13 protein-coding genes are annotated in these 16,849 nt (G+C 64.0%); 4 read left to right on the top strand and 9 right to left on the bottom strand.

Annotation, left to right across the window (positions count from 1 at the left end; translation table 11 throughout):
• Positions 1-136: 136 nt before the first annotated feature.
• The 5 genes from FLM21_RS00710 to FLM21_RS00730 all read right to left on the bottom strand — a co-directional run bounded on the left by FLM21_RS00710 (position 137) and on the right by FLM21_RS00730 (position 6,029).
• The gene (locus FLM21_RS00710; protein WP_148713726.1) at positions 137-1,063 is read right to left on the bottom strand and encodes a Dyp-type peroxidase; all 927 of its coding nucleotides are present in this window, start codon (positions 1,061-1,063) and stop codon (positions 137-139) included.
• Positions 1,060-1,638 (bottom strand): YqiA/YcfP family alpha/beta fold hydrolase, encoded by a 579-nt coding sequence (locus tag FLM21_RS00715; RefSeq protein WP_148713727.1) that lies wholly within the window; start codon positions 1,636-1,638, stop codon positions 1,060-1,062. Before FLM21_RS00715 ends, FLM21_RS00710 begins: the two co-directional genes overlap by 4 nt.
• A gap of 7 nt (positions 1,639-1,645) precedes the next feature.
• Positions 1,646-2,626, bottom strand: a complete 981-nt coding sequence (locus FLM21_RS00720; protein ID WP_148713728.1) for a quinone oxidoreductase family protein — start codon at positions 2,624-2,626, stop codon at positions 1,646-1,648.
• A gap of 184 nt (positions 2,627-2,810) precedes the next feature.
• Positions 2,811-3,575, bottom strand: coding sequence for an enoyl-ACP reductase FabI (fabI, locus tag FLM21_RS00725; protein WP_148713729.1), 765 nt, complete (start codon positions 3,573-3,575; stop codon positions 2,811-2,813).
• Positions 3,576-3,578: 3 nt separating this feature from the next.
• Positions 3,579-6,029 carry a DUF3141 domain-containing protein gene (locus tag FLM21_RS00730; protein ID WP_148713730.1) on the bottom strand — a complete coding sequence of 817 codons (2,451 nt, stop codon included), beginning with the start codon at positions 6,027-6,029 and terminating at the stop codon, positions 3,579-3,581.
• Positions 6,030-6,216: 187 nt separating this feature from the next.
• Between FLM21_RS00730 and metH the strand changes: the two genes are divergently transcribed.
• The 4 genes from metH (at position 6,217) to FLM21_RS00750 (ending at position 13,491) form a co-directional block, all read left to right on the top strand.
• A complete protein-coding gene (metH, locus tag FLM21_RS00735; protein WP_148713731.1) occupies positions 6,217-9,954 on the top strand; it encodes a methionine synthase in 3,738 nt (1,245 codons plus the stop codon).
• A gap of 169 nt (positions 9,955-10,123) precedes the next feature.
• On the top strand, positions 10,124-11,644 hold the full coding sequence (ilvA, locus tag FLM21_RS00740) for a threonine ammonia-lyase, biosynthetic (protein ID WP_148717406.1): 1,521 nt from the start codon (positions 10,124-10,126) through the stop codon (positions 11,642-11,644).
• 357 nt (positions 11,645-12,001) lie between these two features.
• The gene (locus FLM21_RS00745; RefSeq protein ID WP_187360029.1) at positions 12,002-12,841 is read left to right on the top strand and encodes a PEP-CTERM sorting domain-containing protein; all 840 of its coding nucleotides are present in this window, start codon (positions 12,002-12,004) and stop codon (positions 12,839-12,841) included.
• 197 nt (positions 12,842-13,038) lie between these two features.
• On the top strand, positions 13,039-13,491 hold the full coding sequence (locus tag FLM21_RS00750) for an Hsp20 family protein (protein WP_148713733.1): 453 nt from the start codon (positions 13,039-13,041) through the stop codon (positions 13,489-13,491).
• A 61-nt stretch (positions 13,492-13,552) separates the two neighbouring features.
• On the opposite strand, the gene FLM21_RS00755 is transcribed toward FLM21_RS00750, so the two are convergent.
• From FLM21_RS00755 to FLM21_RS00770, 4 genes are all read right to left on the bottom strand, one after another.
• Positions 13,553-14,068: a DUF4124 domain-containing protein gene (locus FLM21_RS00755; RefSeq protein ID WP_148713734.1), complete on the bottom strand. Its 516-nt coding sequence runs from the start codon at positions 14,066-14,068 to the stop codon at positions 13,553-13,555.
• Positions 14,069-14,070: 2 nt separating this feature from the next.
• A complete protein-coding gene (locus FLM21_RS00760; protein ID WP_148713735.1) occupies positions 14,071-14,637 on the bottom strand; it encodes an ankyrin repeat domain-containing protein in 567 nt (188 codons plus the stop codon).
• 83 nt (positions 14,638-14,720) lie between these two features.
• Positions 14,721-15,584, bottom strand: a complete 864-nt coding sequence (locus FLM21_RS00765; protein WP_148713736.1) for a Rossmann-like and DUF2520 domain-containing protein — start codon at positions 15,582-15,584, stop codon at positions 14,721-14,723.
• An 81-nt stretch (positions 15,585-15,665) separates the two neighbouring features.
• The gene (locus tag FLM21_RS00770) at positions 15,666-16,811 is read right to left on the bottom strand and encodes a GGDEF domain-containing protein (protein WP_187360030.1); all 1,146 of its coding nucleotides are present in this window, start codon (positions 16,809-16,811) and stop codon (positions 15,666-15,668) included.
• Positions 16,812-16,849 lie beyond the last annotated feature (38 nt).

The following is a 16,849-nucleotide window of genomic DNA, read 5'->3' on the forward strand; positions in this document are numbered from 1 at the left end:
GATCAGACGATTACGCGCATCCGTTGCTCGACCAGCTGTGCATCACATGACGCGACCGGCTCGCCGTGCTGCGATGGCTGACTAGCTTCGCGCGGAGGAAAGATGAGCTGCCAGATCCTGTTACCCCAGCCCATCGTCAGCCCGCCAGCCCCTGCAGTACCTCGCGGCTCGGCACAAAGAATGCGGCACCGCTGACGGCGCGCGTGTAGGTCAGCAGGTGATCGACCCGGCCATCGTGGGTCGGAGCGATCATGCGCGCCAGCATCTTCTCGAAGTTCAGCGGCGTGGCGCAGTAGGAGGCGAACATCAGGCCCATCTCGCCACCCGGCGTGCCGTAGGGCAGCGAATGGCGCAGCACTTCGAGCTCCTGGCCCTTCTCCTCGATCACCACGCGGCTGATGTGCGCGGTGCGCGGCTTGTCCTCGTCCGGCAGTTCCTCGTCGCCTTCCTTGGTCCGCCCGACCACCGCCTCCTGTTGCTTCACCGGCAGCTTGTTCCACTCCTTCATCCGGTGCACATAGCGCTGCACGTGCAGGTAGCTGCCGCCAGCCCAGTCCGCGTCCTCGGCACCGACCAGTGCCACAGCGGCGCGCTCGTCGCCTTCCGGATTTTCGCTGCCATCGACGAAGCCGGTCAGGTCGCGCAGGTCGCGGTAACGGAAACACGGCACGGTCTCGACCGGGTCAAACCATTCGGCAAGCTCGACCACCAGCTTCTCGCTGAGCTCGAACAGCAGGTCGTAGCGCTCGCCGCGCAGATGCAGGATCAAGTCGGCATCGGTGATCGGCGCCGGGTGGATGGCGCCGGGAATGCGTGGGAATGGCCGCAGCAGCTTGGGCTGGGCGCTGCCGACAAGCTCATGCCAGGCATCGGCACCGATGCCGACGCAGCCGACGATCAGGCTGCCCGGATTTTCCGTCGCCAGCGCATCGATGCGGGCGGGAATGCCGGCCAGCAGCCGGCGCAGGTTATCGTCACCGCGCCGCCCCAGACGGCGACGCAACAACACGAATTGGGCTTGGCGCGAGGCAAGCGGCAGGATACCGCCTTGCGGCGTCGTCATGCATGCGACTCCTGTGCAAAGGCCCAGATGGCGGGCAGCCACCGGCCGTAATCCTGAAAGGCATGGTCACCGCCCTCGATCACATCCTGGCGGCTGCCCCGGTATTTGGTGACGGCTTCGCGATAGTCGAGCACCTCGTCGCCGGTCTGCGTCAGCAGCCAGTAGCGCGACGGATCGCTCACGGCGCGCTCCAGTGCGTGCAGATCGTCGGCGTAGCGCTCATCGATCTGGTGGATCTCGCCGGTGTAGTAGTTGTGCTGCGGCCCGACGTACTGCTTAAGCAGGATATAGGGATGGACGGCTGGATTGATCAGCACCGCGCGGTCGCCGTATTCCTCGACCAGCCAAGTGGCGAGATAGCCGCCAAGCGAGCTGCCGATGTAGCACACCGGCTCGCCGCCGAGCTTGGCGCGTGCGGCCAGTAGCGCCTCGGTGGCAGCCTTGGGCTCCATCGGGATCTCGGGGCAGTGGAAATAGTCGGCCAGCCCCTGTTCGGCCATCCAGACGGCCGTATCCTGCGCTTTCTTGGAGAACGGGCTGGACAGGAAGCCGTGCAGATAAACGAGATGGACCATATGGACCTCAGGGCAGCAGCAGAGTGGAACCCGTGGTGCGGCGCGCCTCGAGATCGCGGTGCGCCTGGGCCGCATCGGCCAGCGGATAGCGCTGATCCACGCTGGCGACCACGTCGCCACGGATCACCGTGGTGAAGTAGTCCGCCGCGGTATCGACGAGTTCCTCCCGGGTGGCCGTGTAATGCCCCAGCGTCGGCCGGGTGAGGAACAGCGACCCCTTGCTGGACAGAAGCGCCGGCGAGAATGGCGGCACAGCGCCGGAGGCATTGCCAAAGCTCACCATGGTACCGCGCAGCGCCAGGCAGTCGAGCGAGCCGTCGAAGGTGTCGGCACCGACACCGTCGTACACCACCGGCACGCCCTGGCCATGGGTGAACAGCCGTACCGATTCCACCCAGCCCGGCTGGCTGTAGTCGAGCACATGGTCGCACCAGGGCGCAGCCAGCTGCGCCTTGGCACTCGATCCCACGGTGCCGATCACGGTGGCCCCGAGTTTCCTGGCCCACTGGCAGGCAATCTGGCCAACGCCACCTGCCGCGGCATGGATCAGCACAGTCATGCCAGGTTCAACCTTGAAGGTGCGCTTGAGCAGGTATTGCGCAGTCATGCCGCGCAGCAGCGTGGCAGCGGCAATCTCGTCGGGCACTTCGGCCGGCACCGGCACCAGGCGGGCCGCCGGCATCACGCGGTGGCTGGCGTAGGAGCCAGGCGTGCCGCCGGCGTAGGCCACGCGATCTCCCGGCTGGAACTCGACTACGCCTTCGCCGACTGCCAGCACTTCACCAGCCGCCTCCTGGCCCAAGCCGGATGGCAGCAGCAACGGATACAGCCCGGAACGGTGGTAGGTATCGATGAAGTTCACGCCGATGGCGGTATGCCGCAGCAACACTTCGCCGGGGCCGGGTGGCGCCAGCGTGGTATCGACAAGTTCCAGCACGTCGGGCGTGCCGTGGCGGGCAAGGCGGATCTGGCGGGCGGTCTGGGCCATGGCGTCGGTTCGGGGAGGGTTGCCGTCATTGTACGGGCTGATTGCGCGAAAGCCGCCGACGGTGAAGGTCTACCCAGCTTAGACCGGGGCGCCGGGCAGCACCAGCGCGGCGCGCCAGCCCGACAGCCGCGGAAAAGGCAGCGCGGCGCCTTAGCGCCGCGCAAGGGGCAGGATTAGCCCGCCATCAGGCGAGGATATGCAGGCCGCCGTCGACGTGAATCACCGAGCCGGTCAGCATCGCGGCACCGGGCTCGCAGAGGAAGGCGGTCGCGGCGCCGACATCGTCGATATCGATCAACGCCTGCAGCGGCGCCCGCTCAACCGCCTCGTCCAGCATCGACGAGAACTCCGGAATACCGCTGGCGGCGCGCGTCTTCACCGGGCCGGGCGATACGGCGTGGACGCGGATGCGGCTCTTGCCGAGCTCATACGCGAGATAGCGGGTGGTGGCTTCCAGCGCCGCCTTCACCGGTCCCATCACGCCGTAGTTGGGCACCACCTTCTCGGCGCCGTAGTAGCTCATGGTGATCAGCGTGCCGCCATCGGTCATCAGCGGTTCGGCCAGGTGCGCCAGCCGCACGAAGGAATGGCAGGAAATATCCATCGCCTGCAGAAAGCCATCGCGGCTGGTATCGACCACCCGGCCATGCAGGTCGTCCTTCGGCGCGAAGGCGATCGAGTGCAGCGCGATATCGAGCCGGCCGAAACGCTTGCGGATCTCTTCGAACACCGCTTCGAGCGAGCCATCGACGGTGACGTCGCACTTGGCGACGATGGCAGGCTCGAGTTCGGGCAGCAGCGGCTCGATGAAGTCACGGGTGCGATCGGTGGCATAGGTGATCACCAGCTCCGCGCCACGCGCCTTCAGCGCCTTGGCCACGCCGTAGGCGATCGAATGCTCGTTGGCGATACCGGTGACGAGGGCGATCTTGCCGGTCAGGGTGCTCATGGCTTACTCCTTGGTGGCACGCATGCGGCGTGCAGCAGGCTTGGTGGCGGACGGAACGGACTGGGCGGCCGGCTCCATGGCCGAGCTGGCCACAACGGCGGGCTCGGTCCCGCCGTCCGGCTTGGTCGCGGTAGCCTTGCTGCGCGTGCGCGGCTTGCCATTGCCTGCCGCGGCCGGGCCCGCTGCGGCGCGGTCTGTTTGCGGCGCGGCGGCCTCGACCAGCGCATCGCCCGTCGCCGGCAACACCGTGCCCAGCACTTCGGCTTCCAGCAGCGCCAAGCTGGCCAGTGCTTCGGTTGCATCCGGAATCACTTGCGCCAAGCCGCCCAGTCGGGCAAACGCGGCACGCAGTGCTGCCTCGTCGACGAACAGCGCGGGCAGCGTCTTGCGCGCCTCGGCGGGGAAGCGCCATACCAGCAACGACTGGTGGCGCACGCGGGCGTTGAGATCATCGCGCTGCAAGGCAGCCAGTTGCGGATCGGCCAGTAGCCAATCCTGCGCGGCAGCACGGCGATCCAGCCGGATGCTCGGCAGGCCGCGGCGGATCAGCAGCGCGGCACGGATCAGCCCGTCCGCGGCATCACCCTGGCCCAGCTGGCTGAACAGCAACGTGTCGTCGATGCCGAGCGGTGCCGCCGGCTGCCGACGCAGGTAGTCCGGGATGTCCTCGTTGCCGACACCAGCCAGCGCAGCCGGTGCGTAGACGCCGAAGAACAGCGCCTCGGTCGCCGCATCGCGCACTTCGCGATACACATCGAGCGAGTTGGCGAGCTGCGCCGAACCGTAGCGCTCCCATTGCCGCCATTCGGGCTGGCGCGGCGTGCGCATCTGGCGCACATGCTCGGCAGCGTGGCGGTTGAGCACCGCCAGCGGGTTAAGGCTGGACCAGCCCCAGTGCTGTACGCGCAGCGGATGGAGCTGCCGGCCGAGCTCGGCGGCGCCGGCCCGCACCCACGGTGCCAGCCACGGCCGCACCAGCGTGCTGTAGGCAGCGGTGGTCAGTTCGGAGACGGCCTCGACCGCGGCAAAGGGTGCCTCGTCGTTGCGCGCGTAGCGCTGCAGGCCACGCAGTTCCTCGACGCTGCGTTCGGTCAGCGTTGCCACGTGCTGCAGCTTGCCGTTCACCGTCTCGTCATGGATTTCCAGCTGATAGAGGCCCGGTGGCAGCGTCTCGATCACTTCCAGCAGTTCGACGATCTGCGCGTGTTCGCGCAGCGCGATCTTGGCGGAAACAAAAATGCCCAGGTGGCCGGTGGTCTGATGCGCCAAACCCACCACCACTTGGCCGGCGGCCTTCAATGCATCGGTGGTCGGGTACAGGTCGAGCACCCAGTTGATCGCCTGCTGTGGCGGCGTGATGTTGTCGCCGAACGAGGCGAACACCACGATGGGCGAGCGGACGCGGCGCAGGTCATAGGCTTCGCCGCGACCCAGCGCACGGCCCTCGGTGAGGTTGTTGCCGACGAACAGATTCTCGACGATCCAGCGGATCTCCTCCTCGTTCATCAGGTAGTAGCCACCCCACCAACGCTCGAATTCGAGGAAGCGTGGCGGCTCGGTATCGACCTGGTCGTAGAGGTGGTAGCTCTTCTTGACGAGGGTATTGGCCGGATCGAGGTTCTCGAAGTTCTGCACCAGGTAGGCGCCGTCGAACTTGCCACCACCAAGGTCGGATGCCAGCAGTGCGCTCCAGGCGCCCCCCAGCAGGCCACCGGCGTAGCGCATCGGGTTCTTGCCGTCGTTACCGGCCCAGTAGGAGACCGGAGCACCGGCCACCACCAGCGCGCCGACGAGCTCGGGCGCATGGGCCGCCACCAGCATCGCCGCCCAGCCACCCTGGCAGTTGCCGACGATGGCGGGCTTGGGCGCTTCCGGATGGCGGCGGATGATCTCGCGCAGGAACTCGGCTTCGGCAAGGGTCACGTCTTCCAGCGTCTGGCCCGGCTCGGGCTCAGGGAAGAACAGGCAGAAATACACCGGATGGCCTTCGCGCAGCGCCATGCCGACTTCGGAGTCGTCCTTGAAGCCGCCGATGCCGGGGCCATGACCAGCACGCGGATCGATGATCACGTAGGGCCGCTTGGCCTCGTCGATCTGCACGCCGGCAGGGGGAGTGATGCGCACCAGCATGTAGTTCACCGGCTGGGCGAACTGCCGGGCGTCGAGCACCGGCTGGTAGTCGAAATGCAGCAGCGGCGGCTTGCCGGCCTGGTTGTGTGCGATGTAGTTGTCGCCGCGCTGGCGCAGCGTGTCCCAGAACAGGATCTGCCGTTCGAGCGCATCGCTGGCGTAATCCCAGGCGGCCGTGATGGGATTGTCGGTGCGGACTTGTGGCGGCGGCGTCTGCGCCTGCCACCATTGCTGCGTTGCATCGAGCAGCCGGCGCTGCCAGACCAGGCCCAGCCGCCAGGGCAAGGTGGCGGCAGCGGCAAGGCGTTCATGACGGGTCTGCATGGCAACGGCTCCTTCGGGCGATAGCGGCACATCCGCTGTTATGGCAGTTGAATGTTACAGCGACAAGAGAAAAATGTTGCACCGCAATGTGGCAGTTGATGTTCGGCAGATCCAGCCCATGCCGCCGGGCGAGAAGGCGGGTCTGCTGTGATAAAATTGCCCGTTTTCGCTTACGAATCAATCGACCATGTCCACCCGCACCGCGCAGCTGCACCAGTTGTTGAACCAACGCATCCTGATGCTGGACGGCGGCATGGGCACGATGATCCAGCAGTACCGGCTGACCGAGGAGCAGTATCGCGGCGAGCGCTTCGCCGACTGGGCCAGCGATCTGAAAGGCAACAACGACCTGTTGGTGCTGACCCAGCCACAGATCATCGCGGAAATCCACCAGCAGTATCTCGAGGCCGGCGCAGACATCATCGAGACCAACAGCTTCAACGCCACCCGCATGGCGATGGCCGATTACGACATGGAAGCGCTGGTGTGGGAGATCAACCACGCCGCCGCCAAGTTAGTGAAAGACCTGTGCGTGGCCGAAACAGCAAAAAATCCGAACAAGCCGCGTTTTTGCGCTGGCATCCTGGGCCCCACCAGTCGCACCGCATCGATCAGCCCGGACGTGAACGACCCCGGCTACCGCAACGTGACCTTCGACGAACTGGTCGAGGCCTACCTGGAATCGATCGACGGCCTGGTGGCCGGCGGCGCCGACATCCTGATGGTCGAGACGATTTTCGACACGCTGAACGCCAAGGCGGCGGTGTTCGCGATCAAGAAATACTTTGCCGACCGGCCGGACATCGAAGAACTGCCGGTGATGATCTCCGGCACCATCACCGACCAATCGGGCCGCACGCTGACTGGCCAGACCACCGAGGCGTTCTACAACTCGCTGCATCACGCCGACGCGATTTCGTTCGGCCTGAACTGCGCGCTCGGCCCGGACCTGCTGCGCCCATACGTCGAAGAGATGAGCCGCATCTCCGACACCTTCGTCTCGGTACACGCCAACGCCGGCCTACCCAATCCGCTGGCACCCACCGGCTACGACCTGCTACCGGAAGACATGGCGCCACAGGTGAAGGAATGGGCCGAATCGGGGCTGGTGAACATCATCGGCGGCTGCTGCGGCACCACGCCGGCACACATCAAGGCGATCTACGAAACAGTGAAGGATCTGCCGCCGCGCCGGATTCCCGAGATCGAGCCCAAGTGCCGGCTTTCCGGCCTTGAGCCGTTCAACATCGGCGATGGCGACCTGTTCGTGAACGTGGGCGAGCGCACCAACGTCACCGGCTCCAAGGCGTTCGCGCGGCTGATCCTGAATGGCGATTACCCGGCCGCGCTGGAAGTGGCCCGCCAGCAGGTGGAAAACGGCGCGCAGGTGATCGACATCAACATGGACGAGGGCATGCTCGATGCCCACAAGGCCATGGTCACCTTCCTCAACCTGATCGCCGCCGAGCCTGATATCAGCCGCGTGCCCATCATGATCGATTCGTCAAAGTGGGACGTGATCGAGGCGGGCCTGAAGTGCGTGCAGGGCAAGTGCGTGGTCAACTCGATTTCGATGAAGGAAGGCGTCGAGGCGTTCAAGCACCATGCGCGCCTCTTGAAGATGTACGGCGCCGCCGTGATCGTGATGGCGTTCGACGAAGTCGGCCAGGCCGACACGTATGCTCGAAAAATAGAGATCTGCGAGAAGAGTTACCGCATCCTGGTCGACGAGGTCGGCTTCGACCCGGCCGACATCATCTTCGACCCCAATATCTTCGCGGTGGCCACCGGCATCGAGGAGCACGCGCGCTACGGCCTCGACTTCATCGAGGCCACCGGCTGGATCAAGCAGAACCTGCCGCACGCCAAGATCTCCGGCGGCGTCTCCAACGTGTCGTTCTCGTTCCGTGGCAACAACAAGGTGCGCGAGGCCATCCACGCAGTGTTCCTCTACCACGCCATCAAAAACGGCATGACGATGGGCATCGTCAACGCCGGCGCGCTGGAGAACTACGACGAGGTGCCGGCCAACCTGCGCGACGCTATCGAGCGCGTGGTGCTGATGGACGGAACTGATGCAATGACGGACACGGAGGCGTTGATCGCGCTGGCCGAATCGTTCCGTGGCGACGCCGCGCAGAAATCCGGCGAGGATCTGAGCTGGCGCACGCTGCCGCTACAGGAGCGCATCACTCATTCGCTGGTCAAGGGCATCACCACCTTCATCGTCGAGGACACCGAGGAGGCGCGACAGAGCGTGGAGCGCCCCATCCACGTGATCGAAGGCCATCTGATGACGGGCATGAACCACGTCGGCGACCTCTTTGGCGCCGGCAAGATGTTCCTGCCGCAGGTGGTGAAATCCGCCCGCGTGATGAAGGCGGCGGTGGCGCACCTGGAGCCGTTCATCGAGGAAGAAAAAATCCGCATGGGCCTTGCCGATGCGCCGGCCAAGGGCAAGATCGTGATGGCCACGGTGAAAGGCGACGTGCACGACATCGGCAAGAACATCGTTGGCGTGGTCCTGCGCTGCAACAACTACCAGGTGTTCGACCTGGGCGTGATGGTCGCGTGCCAGACCATCCTCGACAAGGCGACCGAGGTCGGCGCCGACATCATTGGCCTCTCTGGCCTGATCACCCCGTCGCTGGAGGAAATGGCGCATGTGGCCAAGGAAATGCAGCGGCTCGGGTTCGACCTGCCGCTGCTGATCGGTGGCGCGACCACCTCCAAGGTGCACACTGCCGTGAAGATCGAGCCGGGTTACCAGAACGGCCAGGTGATCTACGTGCCCGACGCCAGCCGCGCCGTCGGCGTGTGCTCCAGCCTGCTGTCCGATGAGCTCAAGCCCGAGTTCGTCGCCAAGGTGAAAGCCGAGTACGACAACATCCGCACCATTCACGCAGGCAAGGACCGCACCCGGTTCCTAAGCCTGCAGGCTGCGCGCGACAACGGCTTCACCCCGGCCACCGGTTTCGACTGGGCCGGCTACACCCCGCCGGTACCGAAGCAGCTTGGCGTGCTGCGCTTCGAGAACGTGCCGCTGGAAGAGATCGAGCCCTATATCGACTGGAGCCCGTTCTTCAATGCCTGGGAGCTGTTCGGCAAATACCCGAAGATCCTGCAGGACGAGGTGGTCGGCGAATCGGCGCGCGCGCTGTTTGCCGATGCCCAGGCCATGCTGAAGGACCTGGTCGCTGGACGCTGGATTTCCGCCAACGGCGTGATCGGCCTGTTCCCGGCCAATGCGGTGGACGAAGACATCGAAATCTACCATCCGGAATCCGACCCGCAGAACCGCGGCGAGCCGCTGATGACCTGGCACACGCTGCGGCAGCAGAACGTGAAGGCCGCCGGCAAACCTAACTGGTGCCTGGCCGACTTCATTGCGCCGAAGGCCTCGGGCAAGCAGGACTACATCGGTGCCTTCGCCGTGACCGGCGGCATCGGCATCGATCCACACGTGAAGGCGTTCGAAGACGCCAACGACGATTACAGCGCCATCATGGTGAAAGCCTTGGCCGACCGCTTCGCCGAAGGCTTTGCCGAGTACATGCACGAGAAGGTGCGCAAGGAACTGTGGGGCTACGCGGCCAGCGAAGCACTCAGCGTGGACGAGCTCACCGACGAGAAATACGTCGGCATCCGCCCCGCCCCCGGCTACCCGGCCTGCCCGGACCATACTACCAAGACCGACCTCTTCCGCGTGCTGGACGCCAACGCCATCGGCATGACGCTGACCGAAGGCTACGCCATGCTGCCGACGGCCGCGGTATCCGGCTTCTACTTCAGCCACCCGCAGTCGCAGTATTTCGCCGTCGGCAAGCTCGCGCAGGATCAGGTCGAGGACTACGCCCGCCGTCGCGGCGTGAGCCTCGCGCAGGCGGAACGCGATCTGGCACCGAACCTGGGGTACGCGGCGTAACCGGTTAACGGGGTATCGGATCGGTGCCCCGTTGCATGGCCATCCCCTTCTGAATCGACACCTCTCGGCCGGACGCTGCACCGCCGTAATCGGCGCGCCACTGTGCTCGCGGCGCGAGGGAGGCTTGCCGTACAATCAAGCGCTTACCCCCACCACGCCCGACATCGCCATGCCCGCGCCGACTCCCGATTACCTTGAACGCATCCTCGCCGCCCGCGTCTACGACGTGGCGGTGGAAACCCCGCTGGAACTCGCGCCCAACCTGTCGCGCCGCATCGGCAACAAGGTGTACCTGAAGCGCGAGGACATGCAGCCGGTGTTCAGCTTCAAGATCCGCGGCGCGTACAACAAGATGGTGAAGCTCAGCGCCGCCGAGCTGCAGCGCGGCGTGGTCACTGCCTCGGCCGGCAACCATGCGCAGGGCGTGGCGCTGTCGGCACAACACCTGGGCTGTCGCGCCACCATCGTGATGCCAGCGACCACGCCGCACATCAAGGTCGACGCCGTGGCCCGCCGCGGCGCCGAGGTGGTACTGATCGGCGATTCTTATTCCGATTGCTACCTGCACGCGATCAAGATCGCCGAGGAAACCGGCGCCACCTTCGTCCACCCATATGACGACGCCGAAGTGATCGCCGGCCAGGGCACGGTGGCAATGGAGATTCTGCGCCAGCACCCGGACCCGCTCGACGCGATCTTCATTCCGGTGGGCGGCGGTGGCCTGATCGCCGGCGTGGCGGCCTATATCAAGCGGCTGCGCCCGGACGTGAAGATCATCGGCGTGGAACCAACCGACGCCAACGCGATGTACCTGTCACTCAAGCTCGGCGAGCGCGTACAGCTGCCGCAGGTGGGCATCTTCGCCGATGGGGTGGCGGTGAAGCAGGTCGGTGAGGAAACCTTCCGCCTGTGCCAAAACCTGGTCGACGAGGTGATCCTGGTCGATACCGATGCGATGTGCGCGGCGATCAAGGATGTGTTCGAGGACACCCGCTCCATTCTGGAGCCGTCCGGCGCGCTGGCCATCGCCGGCGCCAAGCTGTGGACGCAACGCACCGGCCAGCAGGGTCAGACCTATGTCGCCATCGCCTCGGGCGCCAACATGAACTTCGACCGGCTGCGCTATGTGGCCGAGCAGGCCGAGATGGGCGAGGAGCGCGAAGCCATCATCGCCGTCACCATCCCGGAAAAGCCGGGTGCCTACCGCGATTTCTGTAGTCTGCTAGGCGCACGCAGCGTCACCGAGTTCAATTACCGCTATGCCGACGACAATGTGGCGCACATCTTCGTCGGCCTCGCCATCCAGAGCCGCGGCGAAGTGGCCGACCTGATCGCGCGACTGGCCGACCATGGCCTGCCCGCGATCGACCTCACCGACAACGACGTGGCCAAGATGCACATCCGCCACCTGGTCGGCGGCCGTACGGCGCATGCCAAGGATGAGCGCCTGCTGCGCTTCGAATTCCCGGAGCGCCCGGGCGCGCTAATGAACTTCCTCAACCAGATGGGTGGCAACTGGAACATCAGCCTGTTCCACTACCGCAACCACGGCGCGGACTACGGCCGTGTGCTGGTCGGCATCCAGGTGCCCGCCAACGACGATGAAGCGTTCGCCGCCTTCCTGGAAAAGCTCGGCTACCCGCACTGGGACGAGAGCGGGAATCTGGCATACCGACTGTTCCTGGCCTGAACCTGCGGCCTTGGCGCACCCGGCTTGTAGTCGGGTGCTTCAACAAGCCACTTGAAATGCCCGGCCGATTCACACCAGTGACATACGGATCGCTACAGCGGTCAATTGCCGTTCGCATATGACGAATGGCCTTCCGTAAGAAAACCTGTCGAGCGCGCACGAAGCGCAGCCGCCTGTTCGCCGAAAACCAGCACACGTTTGACCTCAAATCCTGTTATTTGCAAGCTTGCTGTTCTTAAATTGTGCAAGCAATTGCTGATATGAAATTTCCGACCGCACCTTTGGTCGGATGGCACTATATCCCGCTCGGTCATGCGCTCTAGATTTGGCTTCCCACTTTCTGCCCGAGGAGGCCGTATGCTGCGCAAGAAATATCTGGCATTGCTGGGCATTTATTCCGCACTACTCGTATTGAGTCCTAGCGCCAATGCTGCATTTTCTGACTATTCAAGATGGCTAAAATTAAACGGTGTGTACGATCCAAACACCGGAACTCGCATACCTATTGATGGCGCTACTGTAGCAGGAAAAAGTTATGACGTTTTCTATGGCGGCACTCGCTATACCAGATATGATCTGACGTTTGACATGCAACATGTTTCGCACTCTAGCAGTGCAATTTATTCAGCCGAAGCAGCGGCAAGTGGCACCCTAATGGGCGCTCATTTGTTGTCGTTCCGCCATGGAAAACTTGAAACTGAAGACCACAGCGCCAACCGTTACGACGGCGAAATGGTTTATCTTGCAGCCCTCGCAGGCGCATATGCCTATGTGTCGATTAACCAAGCCTATTTTTCATCCCCAAGGGATTACAGCTTCAACTACGGTGAGCATCCTGACCCATGGCTCCCCCAATTCAAGGGCGGATATTCGGAAATAAAGACCACGATCAACCCCTATGAACACCAGTTTCAGTTCGATGGTAGCTTTGCCAAGAAAACAAATTTTTTTGCCAATGCTTATTTAACAAGGGACCTAATATATGAGCCCTACTTCGGCACCACCGGCTCTATATTTTTTGATCCCCGCATTTCCATATCCTTTATTGCCCCTCCCGTACCGGAACCCGCCAGCTATGCACTGCTCGGTTTCGGTGGGCTGGCTGGCTGGCTGCGTTTGCGACGACGCAAGGCCTTGAGCCGTGCGGTTGGGAGCCAAACCCCGGCGATTCGAAGGCTTCGTGTATGGGACTTTTGATAGATAAGCGACCAATCCGCGCACGACCCAGCACCGGCTGCGATGACCAACCCAGGCAGAACGGCCGCAGCGATGAACAGCGCTGACCAGCGGTACTCTTGAAATACGATGCCATGCACCGATCTAGTGGTTAACGGACGCTCACGTTGAGGTCTGTTAACCACATATCGCTTGAATTTCAACGAGGATATTCGATCATGGCAACTTTTGACTTTGCTCCGCTGTACCGTTCCGCCATCGGCTTTGACCGCTTTGCCCAATTGGTCGACGACGCGCTACGCAGCGATGCGCAAGTGAGCTACCCGCCGTACAACATCGAGCTGGTCGCCGAAGACCAGTACCGCATCACCATGGCCGTTGCCGGCTTCTCGCGCGACGAGCTGGAACTGGAAACCGAGCGCGATGTGCTCAAGGTCACCGGTCGCCGCCAGCGCAGCGAAACCAAGTCCACCTACCTGCACCGCGGTATCGCCGCGCGCGATTTCGAGCACCGCTTCAGCCTCGCCGACCACGTCAAGGTCGTTGGCGCCAGCCTCGACAACGGCCTGCTGCACATCGACCTGGTGCGCGAAGTGCCCGAGGCGTTGAAGCCGCGCCGCATCGCCATCGGCGGCGCCGATGTGCATCTGATCGATCAGAAAGCCGCCTGATCGCAACGCGCATGAAAAAGCCGGGCATTGCCCGGCTTTTTCTCGTTCATGTCCGCCATGCCTACTGGTAGCCATGTTCCTTCATGCAGGCGAGGGCAAGGTTATAGCCACTCGACATGCAGGTATAGAAGTCCTTGGTCTTGCCGGAACTCGACCGGCACTCCGACTCGGAAATCCGCCCACGCGCCTTGGTCAGCAGCGGCGCCATCTTGTCGTAATCCGCCTGCTTGACCTGACCACTCTTCACATTGCGCCGGCCGGTCTCCAGCATCTGGTCCAGGCTGTAGTGGCTGTTCTCCACCGCCTTGGCGCAATCGAGCGTGCCGCCTGGCTTCACCTTCATCATGCCCTCGGCCATCTCGTTGGCAAGCTGCTTCGATTCAGCATCCACATTAGGAGTCTTTCCCGAGCTGAAGGTATTGCCCCCCTGCACCTTGAGCTCCTTGGCTTTCTTGTTCGGCGGCGGCTCGCTGCTGTACTGGGTGACGCCATTCTCGTCGACCCATTTGTAGACGGCAGCGGAAGCCGTTGCGGCGAGAGCCACCATGGCAAAGGCCAGCAGGGTTCGTTGCAGCATGCTTATCTCCGGTTTGATTCGAACAGTTGCATCATCTTGGGAACAGCGCGTTTTGCAGCATAGTCTCGGATACGCGCGGGTTGCTCACCGCTGGTGTAGATCTGGTCGGGGTCGGCGCCGAGCTTGAGCAGCAGGCTGGCGATGGCCACATCGTCTCCGGCCACCGCCCAGAACAGTGGCGTGCGCCCTTCCTCGTCCACCGTGGTGAACCGTGCGCCCGCCAGCAACAAGGTGGCAGCGCTATCGCTGGCACCGCGCTTGATGGCGACCAGCAAGGCAGTCTCGCCGACGGCATTCTCCAGATCGATATCGGCACCCGCCGCCAGCAGCTGCTCGATCAGCGCTGGGCGGTCATAGCGAGCGGCCTGATGCAGCGGTGCGCTTTCCCAGATATCGCTCGGATCATGGGCATTGATGCCGGTCTGGTTCAGCAGGCAGGACAGTGCCTCACCCCGGCCTTCACGGATCGCGACCGCCAGCGTCAGCCAGGGGTCGGCCACCGCAGTGCATGCCACGGCCTGCTGTACCAGCAGCAGGCCAGCCAGCCACATGGTCGGCGCCAGGCGCATTTCGATTCCCCCGTCATTGTTCAGCCGATGCTAATGCACAACGTGGCCACAGGGAAGCACAGCACTTCGCCGACGCGTGGCACTCACCTTGGCGAGGCGGTACCCGCAAGCAGCGTATCAAGCCGGGCCGCGACGTCAGCCTGCAGCCGTTCTGCCGCCAGTGCCACCGTGGCGTGGCCAAGCACACGGTAAGCAGGCTGTAGCATGGGCGGCAGGGCAGCGAGATGGCGGGCCACAGTGTCGACATCGCCACGAGCAATGGGCCCCGTCAAGGCACCGGACGGGCCTAGCGTCAGCGCGTTATCCAACGTCTGTCGCATCAACGGGGCGAGCATTGCAAGTGCTTGCGACTCACCCAGACCCGCCGCCGTCGCGGCCTCGGCGGCCAGCGCCGTGAGGGCGACCAAGTAGTTGGACGCCAGCACCGTGGCGGCGTGGTAGCAGGCCTTGCCACCGGGTGCCAGACGGAACGGCTGACCGCCGAGCGCGGCAGCCAACGCTTCCAGTTCAGCCGCCGCCGCGCCTTCGATCGCACATGGCGTACCCGGCAACTGCAGCAATGCGCGGCTGGGCTCGGCGAAGCTCAGCGCCGGGTGCAGGCTGCCGGTCGACGCGCCTGCCATGGCAAGGGCGTGCAGGACCATCGCATCGAGCGCGCCACTGGCGTGGAACACCACGTCACCTTGCCGGATCAAGCCACTCGCAGCTAGCTGGATCGCGGCTTCGGCAATGGCATCGTCCGGCGTGGCGATCAGCCACCAGCGTGCCACTGGCAGCGATGCGAGCGTCGCGGCGGCGGAGCCGGCGCCGATGAAAGCGACGGCGTCTGCGGCGTGCGCCGGCGTCCGGCACAGCACGCCACCGATCGCCAACGTTCCCGCCTGATGCCAGGCGCGAGCCAAAGTGCGGCCCAACTTGCCGGCCCCGATCACGTTCAAGCTGTCCATGCCCCCTCCTTGCCTGTATTGTGCCCAAAAACGAAACGGCCCCGCGAGCGGGGCCGTCCAAGGCAGGGGGCAACTACGGCTTCAGGCAGCCACAACGCTTTGCGGCGCGGTGTCGGCAAAGGCGATCGGGCCTTTTTTCTCATGCGAGATCCGCTTGGCAGCCACCCGGTAGAGCGTGTCGAAGTCGGTGCCGTCCTGGCCGAAGCGTGCAAGGCTGGCGCTGGCGGAGAAACGGATCAACAGATCGTCGTACTCCACTTCCAGATCCGCCACCGCCAGCCGGACCTTGGCAAGCAGTGTATCCAGTTCCGCCTCGTCAGCGCCGGGCGCCACGATACAGAATTCCTCGCCGCCAACACGGCCGAGGTAGGCACTGCGTCCAACGTGTTCGCGCACCGCATCGGCACAGGCGCGCAGCGCCACATCGCCGGCGCCATGACCATAGCGACCATTCAAGGTACGAAAGCGATCCATATCGATCAGCAACAGGCCGAGCTGGCCCTGGTGCTTGCGCACGCGACGCAGCTCACGCAGCGCAGCTTCTTCCAGGCCGCGCCGATTCAGCGCGCCGGTGAGCGCGTCGAAGCGTGCCAGCCGCGAAATCCGCGAGCGCAGCCGCTGGCTGACCAACTGCGGCCAGGCCATGGCAGACACCAGCAACATCGCCAGCGGCGGCAGGTAGGCAAACGGCAGCTGCGCCCACTGTCCCGGCGAACCGACCAGCCAGGCCATGGCCACCGCGATCCAATAGGCCGCATGCACCACATGGGCCACCGCAAACAGCTGGCGTGGAGGAGCCCAGCGCTCCTCGACCACCCGCGGCATCAGCGAGCTGACATGCATCAGTGCCAGCGGCAGGATGGACAAGGCGAAGCACAGACCCTGGACCGAGGCTGTCTTTTGTTGAAGAAAGCTGTAAGAATAAACAGCAATCGATAACAGAGGCCAAGGCAGCGTTGTAAGGTATTGCGTGGCTTGGCCGAGATAGGCACGGCCACCGATCAACAGCAGCGCATCGGCCAGCACCAACGCCGCAAACGCGGCAGGCGGCGCATCGAAGAAATAGACAATGCTGCCACCGAACCCAACAACGGCGCCACTTGCCAGCATGGCCAAGCCGCGCTCGCGGTGACCGAGCGCCAGCAGCGCCAAGCTGCCACAGGCCATCAGCCCGATCGCGGCCCACACACCGGCGATCGTGAGCTCAAGATCGAGCACAATCTCCATACATCCCGTTTTTTGTAAAGTTATATTCAAGTTGGAGC

Source organism: Chitinolyticbacter meiyuanensis (assembly GCF_008033135.1).
Lineage (GTDB): Bacteria > Pseudomonadota > Gammaproteobacteria > Burkholderiales > Chitinibacteraceae > Chitinolyticbacter > Chitinolyticbacter meiyuanensis.